The organism is Patescibacteria group bacterium (assembly GCA_034659915.1).
Classification (GTDB): Bacteria; Patescibacteriota; WWE3; order JAUXAW01; family JAYEID01; genus JAYEID01.
Map to the genome: position 1 here is coordinate 36,424 of JAYEID010000018.1, position 11,777 is coordinate 48,200.

Consider the following 11,777-nt stretch of genomic DNA (forward strand, 5'->3'; position numbering starts at 1 on the left):
TACACTACATAGTACTGCATTTAGTCTACGCCTCGCAAAGTGCGAACTAAAGTTCGCTACTACAAGACACTAAAAGCGATTTCCTCAAAGCAACTACCAGCAATACCAAAACAAAGACTTCCGTTACGCCAGTAATCACTGCTGCTGCCGTATAAGTATAGCGGGGGATATAAATCATATTTAAAACAATATTTAGAACCGTAGCCGCGCCGTAGATCCAAGGCAGTACTTTTTGCTTTTCCAACACCAAAACAGTACGGCTAAGAAGTGAAGTGAGAAAAAACACAGGAAGTGAATAAAGAAGTGTTCTTAAAACTTTAACCGAAGCTCCAAAACCCGACCCCGCAACAAAATAAATTAGATGTGGCGCTAAAGGAATTCCCACAACCACTCCTAAAATAGAAACTGCCAACAAAAAACTAACTGACTTCCCAAGTACAGGGAAAAGCTTTTCCCCCTCGTTTACCTTTTCCACCATAAAAGGATAAACAGAATTCATAAAAAAGAAAGGCAAAGTCAAAATAACTTCAAATATTTTGAAAGCAGAGCTGTAAAAACCAACCGCAGAATTATTAGAAACAGTTGTTTTCAAAGGTAAGGCCGAAAGCATTAAACTATCAATCTTAAAGTCAAAAATATTAAAAATCAGGGCTAAACCAACGGGGAGAGCCATTTTAAACAGCTTCTTAGCTCTAGCGGGGCACCACTCTAGCTTCTTGAAGCTAACAAACCGGGAAACCAAAAGGGAAGCAGAAAAAGCCATTGTACTGTAACCAATCAAGGAACCAAGGGCGACCCAAAGAACCGGCTTGCCCAAAAAAATCATTGCAATTGAAAATGCCAAGCCCCCCAAAGAGCCTATGACTTGCGATATCAGCTGTAAATTATAAGCAAGTTTAGCTTGGAAGAGAACTTGAGCCGTAGAATAAAAGCTCATCACAAACAGTGTGACCAAGTTTAAGGTAGCACCAAGTTTTACGTCCGCATCATAAGGAAGAACTGCAAAAAGAGTAAAAAGCGCAACTGCTGTGAAAAAAACCGCAAGAATCAACCGAAGGACGAGTAAATTGGAAAAAAGAACTTGAGTCTTTTCTTCTCTCTTCTTAATCTCTCGCACAACAATTTCATTAAACCCAAACTGAACCATAATCCAAAACAACGCGGGGAAGGTAGTCATAATCATGAATTGGCCAAAACCTTCAGGGCCAAACCTACGCGTCACTAACATAGTAACCGCAAGCGTTGAAAATGCAGTAATAATTTTGCCAACCACCTGCATTGCGGTGTTTTTAGCAACAACTCGGCGAGTAGACATGAAGGTATAATAGCACACGAGGGTAACCAAAATATGTTAAATTTTAGACCTTAGAGGTGAAGAGCAAAATAAGGAAAAACAAAAACAGGGAGGCGTTGACTGCTGCTTATTGATTGCTAATTGTTAATTGTTAGTTAGTAGCTGAAACTGAAAAATGAAGTTTGTAAGATACAAGCTGATCGCTGATTGACTGGTGGTTGCGCCTGGATTCGAACCAGGGACCTCCACAATGTGAGTGTGGCGCTCTAACCAACTGAGCTACGCAACCTTATTCTCATCCGCAAAGAATCTTTTCTACAAATCTACGATAATCATATCATACCAGGAAGGTGCTTGCAGCCCAAATTTAAGAGAGTTAACATAATCACATGCTAAAAAACTTTCTTAAATCACTGGGAAATCTAATTCTAGATACGATAGAGGTCCTTGTTATGGCACTTGCTCTATTTGCAGTCGCCTATTTATTCCTTTTCCAACCTCACCAAATTAATGGAAATTCAATGTTTCCAAATTTCCGGGACAAAGAAATGTTAATTACAGAAAAAGTTTCTTTTTACCTTCGTAAACCACAACGGGGAGAGATAATTGTGTTTAAGTACCCCAAAGCTCATGAATATGACTATATTAAAAGAGTAGTTGGATTACCGGGAGAAACAATTCAAATAAAGAACAGGAAGGTGTTTATTTACAATGACGAGCATCCGCAAGGAGTTGCTTTGGAAGAACCTTATCTTTACAACCCAGAAACTGAAGGAGGTACTTTTCTCAAAGAAGGAGAAAAATTTCAAATCCCAGAAGGAGAGTACTTTTTAATGGGTGACAATAGAGCACGAAGTTCGGATTCTCGCGATTGGGGTACTGTACAAGAAGGAGAAATTGTTGGCAAAGCTTGGTTTAGGTATTGGCCACCGCAAACTTTTGCAGTTATTGATCAGCCACAATACTAACCTTTTTCTTTCCCTTCCGAACATTGCTAAATTCTACCTGACCTGGCTTTTCAGCATACAAGGTGTAATCCTTACCCATACCTACATTAATACCAGGATGATACGTAGAACCACGTTGACGTACCAAGATCTGACCAGCTTTGACAGCTTGCCCGTGATTTACTTTTAACCCCAATCTTTTTCCTCTTGGAGTTGTTTTTTGTCTTGCGCCTGCACCAGCAGCTTTTCTTTTAGCCATAGGAATACAGATCTTTGCGGATTAATAGCTGATTTTTGCTAATCTCAACCCACTAAAACCATCAATAAACAGTATCTCAATGTTATTTTAATTTCGTAATTATCTCATCTGCGCCTTTTTCACCAATTCCTTTTATTTCCATTAGTTCCTTTTTATTCATCTCACTCAGCTTCGAAAGATCTGTTTTACCCGCATCCTTGAGCGCATTTTCTGTCCTTGTTGACAGACCCAAAGAATCTATATCTACTTTCTCTTCTCTAATAGGTTCCTTTTCTTCAGCCTTAAGCTCCTTCGTTTTTTTCCCTTTTCCTGTTATTTCCAAAACTTCCAAAACAGAAATTGGCTGTCGATGACCTTTTTTGCGGCGGTAACGTGATTTTGATCGAAACCTGCGAACATAAATTTTTTCATCTTTCCCATGTTCTACTACTTTCAAAGCTACATTAAAATTCTTTACTTCCGGAAGCCCAATTTCTAGATTTTTACCCTTCGAAATAAGAAAGGGTGTAACTTCAAAGGTATCACCTTCTTTATAAGGCACACGATTAACTTTTAATTTATCCCCTGGCGAAACAAGAAACTGACTCCCTGCCAAAGGAATTACCGCATAATCCATCGCCATGTGATTTTACACCAAAAAGCCTGTAAACTCAAGTATTAGAAATATTAACAGTGGAAAGCGAAATCGAACCTCCGGAAGTCTCGATAACTAAATAACAGATTTCAAATTACAAGTTACGCGTTACCAGTTACTAATCTCTAATTACTAAATACTAATTGCAAAGTATTGTCTGCAGCAGGGTCGGAAGGCGGGGTTCAATTTTCGGTATGAATAAAAACACTGTGTGCCAATCCCAAAGAAGCTAAAGTTGTAATAAGAGAACTACCCCCAGCTGAAATAAGTGGTAAGGGCAAACCAGTTACAGGCATAATACCCACATTCATTCCCACATTAATAATTATCTGGGTAAAAATAACTGCAAAAACCCCAGTAGTAACTAGTGCACCAAACCCAGTCTCGGAACTGCTTGCAATCTTCCACAGCCTAGCCAGAAGCAAGAAAAACAAACCCAAAAGTACACAAGCACCTAAAAGACCCCATTCCTCAGCCAAGGAGGCAAAGGCAAAATCAGTTGTTCTTTCCGGAAGAAACCGAAGCTGAGATTGGGGACCTCTACCCAAACCTCTCCCAAAAAACATGCCAGAACCAACCGCAATTACAGCTTGAAGCACATTGTAGCCTGAACCAAGCGGGTCAGAACGAGGACTTATAAAAGCATAGATTCGCTCTTGCTGATAAGGCGCCAAAATAGACCAAGCAATAGGAAGCATTAAAACAGTCACAAGAACAGAATAAATAAAGTAAATAAGTGGTATCTTAGCTACAAAAGAAACAAATACCCATAGAGCAATAAGAACAACTGCGGTGCCTAAATCAGGCTGAATAGCAACAAGCCCTGCTGTAAAAATTGCAATTAGTAAACTTACTAGAAACTTATGTAACGAGTCTAAAGAACTTACACAGTAGAACCATGAAAGTACAAGGATCAAGGCTAATTTTGCAAGTTCTGATGGCTGAAAGGTAAGCGGACCTAGACTAAGCCAACGACCAGTTCCTCTTACACGCGCTCCAACTATCGGAGTTAGAACCAAAAAAATTACAACCAAGAAAAACAAATATGGCGATATACGTGCCAAATTACGATAATCAAAAACGGATAAGGTAAAAAACAAAACTAAACCAAAAAGAACAAAATAGAACTGCTTTTGAGCAAGCACCGGATTAGTACTCCAGATCACCACCATTCCAAAACCTAGTAAGAGTAGAATTGCAAGAATTAGATAGACATCAACTTTTATATTTATATCTATATTTTTGAGAAAAGAAATAACTTTACTTAACATAATTCACTAAATTATACTCACACCTAAAACAAAAAAAAAAGATCAAAATCTCTGGTACAACTCGACTTCCCTACTCTCCAAAATCAACTCTTGCGGACGTTGTTCCAAAAGAGGATCTGCTTCTACTGCAGGAGCAAATTCAATTTGATAATTTACAACTTCATGTTTTTTAAAGTCCCGCTGGAACAAGTGCTCCAAAAATTCTTCTGCATTTTCTTCAAAGTGCTGTTCCTCTTCTTCAGAAAGCTCTTTAATAACCCGTTTCTCTTCATCTTCAAAGTAAACCAAAACCTTTGTTGTTTCCCCACACTCTACTGGTTCTGTACCCATAATAAAATATTCAATTCTACTACTACCCTCTCCGCAAGCTTTTTTTCCTGTCACTGTACTTACTTCCATAGGAATAACATTTTCGGGTTTTTCATACCACTGGCTACCTCTTGTCTCTAGCAACTTATCTGTTACCTTTCTCCAAATAGAAGAAGCACCAGTAATTCCAGAAGCTAAAAAAGGATGCATAGGTGAATTATCATTGTTTCCAACCCAAGCTACCACAACAAAATTTGGATTATAACCAACTGCCCAATTATCCCGTTTTCTATTAGATGTACCAGTTTTTACTGCAACTTTTGTTCCACCAAAATACAACAAACTATCAGAACCAAAAGCCGGGGCTCTCGCTTGATTGTCAGCTAAAATGTCAGAAATTAAAAAAGTTACTTCCGGGCTCAAAACCCTTGTTCTTTCCGGAGTAGCTCTGTACAAGGTATTGCCTTTGCTATCTTTTACTTCAAGCAACGGATGGGGAGTTACCCGTTCACCACTATTTGCAAAAACACCGTATACTTCTGCCAGATCAAGAGGGCGAACAGCCTCTCCTCCCAATGCCAAGGATAAATCAGCCCCTCTGTCACCATAATAGGGAATACCTACTTTATCTGCTTGCTCTTTTATCTTCTCCACACCCATTGCTGCCAGCATTCTCGTTGCCGGAACATTATAAGAGCTAGCCAACGCTCTCCTTATAGTAACTGGTCCGTGAAACCGACCGTCATAATTTACAGGTGTGTAATTTCCCCAAGATCGCTGATATGTTGTTGGAATATCAAACAAAATTGTAGCTGGAGAATAACCTTCTTCAAAAGCTTTTGAATACAAAACAGGCTTAATAGCTGAACCAGGCTGCCGGTAAGCCAAAATAACATTATAAGCACCACCAATTTCGTCATTAAAATAATTTTTTGAGCCAACCATTGCTAAAATATCGCCACCACCTGGATCAGTTACTACTATGGCACCGTTAGAAACCTTTAAACGCTCTAACTTTTCTACCTCCTCCCTTACCTGCTCAAAAGCAAAATCTTGTAATTCCAGGTCTAAGGTAGTATAAACCTGCAACCCTTCCTTAAAAACTGCGTCCTCGCCAAAAGTCTCTACCAGTACTTGACGAACATACATTGAAAAGTGAGGAGCACGAAAAGCAGAGGACTGGTAAACAAAGTCAATATCTTCTTCAATAGCATTTTCTTGCTCTTCCGCAGTAATATATCCAAACTCCACCATCTTCTGCAAAACCTTACTCTGCCGTTTTTTTATTGTCTCCTTCCCATGTAAATAAGGTGAAAGCGCTGTCGGAGCTCTTGTAAGTGCAACCAGAGCAGCAGACTCTCCCAATGTAAGCTCTTCTACACTTTTACCAAAATAAAACTGAGAAGCAGTTCCAACTCCATGGTAAACACCACCATAAGAAACCTCATTTAAATACGCTTCTAGTATTTCATCTTTCGAGTAGCGTAATTCCAAAAGGGTAGCAATAATAACTTCTTTAACCTTTCGGCTAACAGTTTGCTCTGAGGTAAGAAAAGCATTTTTCGCAAACTGCTGGGTTAAAGTGGAGGCGCCTTGTAAGTTTTTTTTAAAAATAATAGAATGTAAGGCGCGCCCGATTGCCACAGGATCAAACCCCACGTGGTTGTAAAAGCGGGCATCTTCCATAGCAATAACAGCATTTCGCAAATTCTCCGGAATTTTTTCAAGCGGAACCCACACCCGATTTTCCTCACGGAAAATTTCATATATTAGTTCCCCATTCCGATCATAAACTAGCGTCGTTAAATCAGGCTCATACTTCAGAGAAATATCTTTAAAAAGAAGAACCAAACCTCCCAAACTAATTACAAAAATGAAAATACCAACAAATATAAACTTTTGTAAACACTTCAAAAATTCTTTCTTTTCAATCATCCTCATCTGTAACTATATCTTACCGCATAAACAACATCATCTACCACCAGCAAAGAGAACACAGGCAAAAAATAGTCCTGACCCGCAGGGTTCAGGACTCAAAAAGGCACCATGATACTTGCTAGCTCCAACTGCCATGTGTAACAGTTACGACTTGTGGGGTGTCAGCCTTCTACAACCTCAACCTTAAAATCTTCACCCGGTTGAAGTTGGTCAGAAAGTGTCTGTTGTTTAATATAATCTCCAAAGGATTCAACAGCAGCGTTATTTTCCTTATTGGCAGGATAGGTAGCAATGATCTGATCATCCCATTCACAGCCTGCTTTCTTACGTGCTTTTTGTATATTTCTAACCAATTCTCTAGCCACACCTTCTAAACGCAGCTCTTCCGTAATTTCTGTATCCAGCTTTACTTCCAATTCTCCCTTGCCTTCCTTAAATTCTATATCTTTGATGTTCAATTCATCTTTGATGATTTGGGTATACTGGTCCGCTGCCGCATTCCCCAGCAGAAAAGAAGCCCCAGGGGCTTCTCCTGCGGCAGCCTTCATCTCTACAGTCATCTTGTCTAACGGCTGGCGGACCTTGATCCCCGCATCGCGGCGAGCGGCGTGGCCCTTCTCCACAATTTCGCGGACAATCTTCATATTTTTAAGAACATCGTTGTCCGTCAAATACTCATGGTACTTGGGCCAACTGGTTAAATGAACTGAATCCAACTTACCTAAAACATCGGTTTCCTCTCCTTCTATATTTTGTGGTTCCGTCAAAACCTGATACATTATCTCAGTTGTAAAGGGGATAAATGGAGCAAGAACTTTAGTCAAGCGCAACAATACCCCATACAATGTTTGGTAAGCGCAAAACTTATCATTATTATTATTGGGAGCAGTCGGACCAACCCGATTACGAATTCTTCGAATATACCAAGTAGAGAGATCTTTAACCACAAAACCCTCCAAAATCTGTGCTGCTTTATGGTGTTCATATTTTTCCAAATACTCTTTGGCCTCCTTAAACGTTTCATTTGATTTAGAAATAATCCACTTATCCATTACATTTAATTGGTAAGTATCCAAAGTAAACTTTTCCTCCCCCTCCGGCAACTTCATTGCCTCTGCCGGATCAAAATTGTCCAAACGAGCATAAGTTACAAAATATTTAAAAGAATTCCAAAGAATAAAAAGAAACCGTCTTTTTACTTCCCTAGCCGGGCCGTAACCAAATTTTAAATTGTGGGAAGGATCTTGTGTTACATACAACCAACGCATAGGATCTACTCCCATTTTTTCGGCAGCGTCATCAAACCAAATTGCATTACCCTTAGATTTGTGCATCTCTTCTCCGTGCTCATCCTTAACTAAACCGTGCCCCAACAAAGTCTTAAAAGGCGCTCTTTTTTCCAACACAGTACTCATCGCCAAGAGAGAATAAAACCAATTTTTAAACTGCCCGGGAAAACACTCCAAAACCAAGTCAGCTGGAAACCATTTCTCCCAATAATCACGATCTTCGAAATAATTGAGGGTAGAATAAGCAACAATTCCCGCATCCAACCACGGATTACCAACACCTTCAACCCTACTTGCTACGCCCCCACATTTTGAACATTCAATCTTTACAGCGTCCACATAAGGGCGGTGGGGAGTATGCGCCTCAAACTCTTCCCAACCGCTTATCGCCCGCTCCCCAAGTTCTTCCCTAGAACCAATCACTTCAAAATGACCACAATCACTACATTCCCAAATGGGCAAGCAAAGCCCCCAATAACGCTTTTTGGAAATTAACCAATCTTCCATATTATTAAGCCAATCCAACTCCCGCTTGTACCCAAACTCCGGTATCCACTCTACATCCTTTATATTTTCCTTTAGCTCAGCGCGATAATTACGGGCACCTTCCATTTTTTCATCATCCATGGCAATGTACCACTCGTCTACCACTCGCCACACCAACTCGGTTTTACAACGCCAACAAGTAGGGTAGCGGTGAGTGTAAGGCACAATCTCAAAGAAAAATCTACCATCTTCCCTACTCTTAAGATCATCCAAAATAATATCAGGATAGTTCTTGGCATTTTGATCCGAAAAATCACCAAATCCCTCCAAGTAATTACCTGACTCATCAATAACAGGTAAAACTGGTATATCTTCTTGTTTACCCAACCGAAAATCTTCTGTCCCACAACCGGGAGCAATGTGAACAATCCCCGTACCTTGAAAAGGGTCGACAGAGAGAATAAGAGGGTCAGCAGCAACTACTTTGTATTTATTCTCCCCCACAACACTCTTTGTAGCTTCAAAATCAGCATACGGCGCTGTGTAAGATAAACCAATCAGATCAGAACCTTTAAATTCCCGAACCTTTTCTCCCGACTTCACAACATCCAAAGCATTTAGGGTTTCTATCTCTTCCTCGCTCTCCTTTTTGGAGGTAGATTTACCCGTCTCCTGATCCGGGTCGGCAAAAATGAGATATTCCCCCGAAGCTGTTTTCCACAACCAATAGGTTAATTCTGGATCTACAGCTAAAGCCATATTTCCAGGAATAGTCCAAGGCGTAGTTGTCCAAACTAACAACTTGACAGTTGCCGCAGGATAAGCCCCTGGGGCTTCTTGTCCGCAGCCCCAAAGGCTGGAGAACCTGCCTTGCCGGCAGGCAGGTGCGGAAGCATCTTCAACCAAAGGAAGTTTAAAGAAAATAGAATCGTGAGTTAATTCCTGATATTCTTCGGTGAGAATTTCGTGTTGAGATATAGCTGTACCACAACGGGGACACCACGGAACACTATCCCGACCTTGGTAAAGATTACCGTCTTGCCAAACTTTCTTAAGAAAGTGCCAAATCGCATAATTATTTTCCGCACTCATTGTGTAATAATCATTACCCCAATCCATAAAATAACCCAAGCGTTTTGATTGCTCGGTTTGGACTTGGGCAAAATGCTTAGTATGTTCCTTACATTTTTCTACAAACTTTCCAACTCCATACTCTTCAATATCTTTCTTATTTTCAAACCCCAGTTTCTTTTCCACCTCTACCTCCACCCACAAACCCTGATTATCAAAACCGTTTTGAAACCGCTCCTTAAAGCCGCACATATTGTTAAACCGCTGATACATATCCTTAAGAGTTCTCCCCCAGGCATGGTGGACACCCATTGGGTTATTAGCAGTAATGGGACCATCTAAAAAGGAAAAGCGCTTCTCTGCCTTCTTATTTTTTTGCAAATACTTCTGCAATATTCTATTATCCTCCCAAAAACTGAGGATCTCATGTTCCAATTTAGCAAAATCTATTTTTGACGAAACTTTTCTAAACATAATTTGTAAAGACTAAAGATTATTAAACCAATCCTATCATACACATCTAAAACAAAAAAATCCCGACTGTCGTCGGGACAACCGTAAACTAAAGCTGCTCTAAACAGCCCTAGCTACGCAATTGCATAATAATTTTCTTTAACTGAGAACACTGCATCCTCTTCATTTTATTAGGATAACGCGTTTTCGTCAAGCCTAGCAGCTTCTTCAAAAACATACAGCCACCTAAGCAACGTCTTAATAAATTCTAAGTAAGGGGTAAATACTTCCTCTTATTTACTCCTCTGGTTCTACCACCGGTTCGCTGTTTTCAGTAGGCCCCCGTGGTTCACTTGGGAGTTCGCCCTCTTTAGGCGAAGGCTCTTCCTGAGCTTGCTGTTGGGGTTTTTGTTCTGAAGTCTCTGATTCAGGTTCCTGCTCGGCTTCTGGTTCTATCTCTTTTTCTTCTTCTTCCTGTTCTTCTTCCTTAACTTCGTGGGAACTTTCTTCCTGAGCAGCATTTTCTGAAGCATCTGGAACCGTACTCCAGCTTTCCATACCAGCAGCTGTCTCATCCTCACTCTCTTTTTCTTTAACTTCTTCAAGCCCACCCGCATCCTCGCTTACCCTAACCTGTTCCGCTTCCTCCAGATCCCCTTCTTTCATATCTTTCCCTTTACGCTCTTCCACTACTTTAGAAATCTCTTCCAACTTTTCTTCTGCTTCCACCTCTATATCAGAGCCATCCCCTGCTTTTACACGTGACTCTTCTCCTTCTTCTTCAAAATTACTTTCCCCTGCAGCCTTATCTAACTGTGCTTTAAGCGTAGAAATATCTCCAGAGCCGCTTTTTTTCTGAATCAATACCAAAACTAGCCAAGCAAATAAGAAAACACCACCAAGAATTAAAAAAATTAAGTAAACTGGCACTAACTATCACCTCCTTAGGCTAAACATAACAATAAGTAATTTGTGTGTCATAAACAGAATCATATTTCCTCACCCGTTCTTCAAAATTGCGCGCCCGTCCAATAAGAATAATAGTAAGTATTATTCCCAAAAGAGTTAAAATTGTTAAAGATAAATAAGCAAAATTCTTCCCCATCTCAGAAAATAATAACACACTTGCCATCTAAATCCAGCAAATTTATTATCTACACTCCTAATCAAAAGTTAGCGGATTATCTTGTTTGTAATTTAAGTTATTTTTTACTGCTATCTCTGCTTTAACCAGCTCACGTCCTAAATCCGCTGCGTGGTTTAAATCAGAAATTGCTAACTCCCCAACAATTTCTCCACACAACTTAACTGCAGCTTTTGGTCCATTCCCATCAATTGAAAACTCTTGCAGTTTCTTTCCTTCCGGAGAAAGATGAATAGCTATAATCTGGCTGTCATTGACCTCAATTACAAAATTACCGCGAGGATCCCAAACACACTGCTGCTTATAATACTTATCAACAACTTTCTGAGCCTGTGAAAGATCGTTCTTAGATACCCAAGCAAACTGAGAAAAAACAGTAAGTGTTCCCAGCTCATAACCTATGTCCTTTGCTAACCGGGTTTGAAGCTCTCTTAATGCAAATAGATTGCGGGGCCAGGCATTAAAAATATCGTGAGCGCGGAAATATGCGGTAAGAAAAAGTTTCTCATTATATATTTGCCCCTGAACCAGATTCAGGCAGGGAACGTTCCATTTTTCAGTTTTTCCTAACTGCTCAGAGTCGCTTCTGTTTGGAGGAAAATTATCTTTCACAGGATCCCAAAGCACAGCTAAAGCACCCTCCTCTCCTTCAAACCGGTTTAATTTTTCTTTCATCACTTTA

Annotated in this window: 10 protein-coding genes and 1 tRNA gene; 1 reads left to right on the forward strand and 10 read right to left on the reverse strand. The window is 40.1% G+C overall.

What is annotated here, in order from left to right; genetic code table 11:
* Positions 1-46 precede the first annotated feature (46 nt).
* Both U9M98_03390 and U9M98_03395 read right to left on the reverse strand, forming a co-directional pair.
* On the reverse strand, positions 47-1,315 hold the full coding sequence (locus U9M98_03390) for a flippase (GenBank protein ID MEA2020725.1): 1,269 nt from the start codon (positions 1,313-1,315) through the stop codon (positions 47-49).
* A 191-nt stretch (positions 1,316-1,506) separates the two neighbouring features.
* Positions 1,507-1,583 (reverse strand) — tRNA-Val (locus U9M98_03395).
* Between the two features lie 100 nt (positions 1,584-1,683).
* Here U9M98_03395 and lepB point away from each other — a divergent pair.
* Positions 1,684-2,262, forward strand: a complete 579-nt coding sequence (lepB, locus tag U9M98_03400; GenBank protein MEA2020726.1) for a signal peptidase I — start codon at positions 1,684-1,686, stop codon at positions 2,260-2,262.
* Here lepB and U9M98_03405 read toward each other — a convergent pair.
* The 8 genes from U9M98_03405 to U9M98_03440 all read right to left on the reverse strand — a co-directional run.
* Positions 2,240-2,500: a 50S ribosomal protein L27 gene (locus U9M98_03405; protein ID MEA2020727.1), complete on the reverse strand. Its 261-nt coding sequence runs from the start codon at positions 2,498-2,500 to the stop codon at positions 2,240-2,242. The two genes, lepB and U9M98_03405, sit on opposite strands and share 23 nt — an antisense overlap.
* A gap of 82 nt (positions 2,501-2,582) precedes the next feature.
* On the reverse strand, positions 2,583-3,122 hold the full coding sequence (rplU, locus tag U9M98_03410; GenBank protein ID MEA2020728.1) for a 50S ribosomal protein L21: 540 nt from the start codon (positions 3,120-3,122) through the stop codon (positions 2,583-2,585).
* Positions 3,123-3,316: 194 nt separating this feature from the next.
* Positions 3,317-4,405: a rod shape-determining protein RodA gene (gene rodA, locus U9M98_03415; GenBank protein MEA2020729.1), complete on the reverse strand. Its 1,089-nt coding sequence runs from the start codon at positions 4,403-4,405 to the stop codon at positions 3,317-3,319.
* A 42-nt stretch (positions 4,406-4,447) separates the two neighbouring features.
* Positions 4,448-6,655 carry a transglycosylase domain-containing protein gene (locus U9M98_03420; GenBank protein MEA2020730.1) on the reverse strand — a complete coding sequence of 736 codons (2,208 nt, stop codon included), beginning with the start codon at positions 6,653-6,655 and terminating at the stop codon, positions 4,448-4,450.
* A gap of 158 nt (positions 6,656-6,813) precedes the next feature.
* The gene (gene ileS, locus U9M98_03425; protein ID MEA2020731.1) at positions 6,814-9,972 is read right to left on the reverse strand and encodes an isoleucine--tRNA ligase; all 3,159 of its coding nucleotides are present in this window, start codon (positions 9,970-9,972) and stop codon (positions 6,814-6,816) included.
* Positions 9,973-10,248: 276 nt separating this feature from the next.
* Positions 10,249-10,881 (reverse strand): hypothetical protein, encoded by a 633-nt coding sequence (locus tag U9M98_03430; GenBank protein MEA2020732.1) that lies wholly within the window; start codon positions 10,879-10,881, stop codon positions 10,249-10,251.
* Positions 10,882-10,900: 19 nt separating this feature from the next.
* Positions 10,901-11,083: a hypothetical protein gene (locus U9M98_03435; protein ID MEA2020733.1), complete on the reverse strand. Its 183-nt coding sequence runs from the start codon at positions 11,081-11,083 to the stop codon at positions 10,901-10,903.
* A 30-nt stretch (positions 11,084-11,113) separates the two neighbouring features.
* Positions 11,114-11,777, reverse strand: a 664-nt coding sequence (locus U9M98_03440) for a hypothetical protein (GenBank protein ID MEA2020734.1), incomplete at its 5' end; no start/stop codon positions are given.

Bases quoted from the DNA above. Each gene is read 5' to 3' on its own strand.
- rodA (MEA2020729.1), bottom strand. From the start codon at position 4,405: ATGTTAAGTAAAGTTATTTCTTTTCTCAAAAATATAGATATAAATATA.
- ileS (MEA2020731.1), bottom strand. From the start codon at position 9,972: ATGTTTAGAAAAGTTTCGTCAAAAATAGATTTTGCTAAATTGGAACAT.
- U9M98_03435 (MEA2020733.1), bottom strand. From the start codon at position 11,083: ATGGCAAGTGTGTTATTATTTTCTGAGATGGGGAAGAATTTTGCTTAT.
- U9M98_03420 (MEA2020730.1), bottom strand. From the start codon at position 6,655: ATGAGGATGATTGAAAAGAAAGAATTTTTGAAGTGTTTACAAAAGTTT.
- lepB (MEA2020726.1), top strand. From the start codon at position 1,684: ATGCTAAAAAACTTTCTTAAATCACTGGGAAATCTAATTCTAGATACG.
- U9M98_03390 (MEA2020725.1), bottom strand. From the start codon at position 1,315: ATGTCTACTCGCCGAGTTGTTGCTAAAAACACCGCAATGCAGGTGGTT.
- rplU (MEA2020728.1), bottom strand. From the start codon at position 3,122: ATGGCGATGGATTATGCGGTAATTCCTTTGGCAGGGAGTCAGTTTCTT.
- U9M98_03405 (MEA2020727.1), bottom strand. From the start codon at position 2,500: ATGGCTAAAAGAAAAGCTGCTGGTGCAGGCGCAAGACAAAAAACAACT.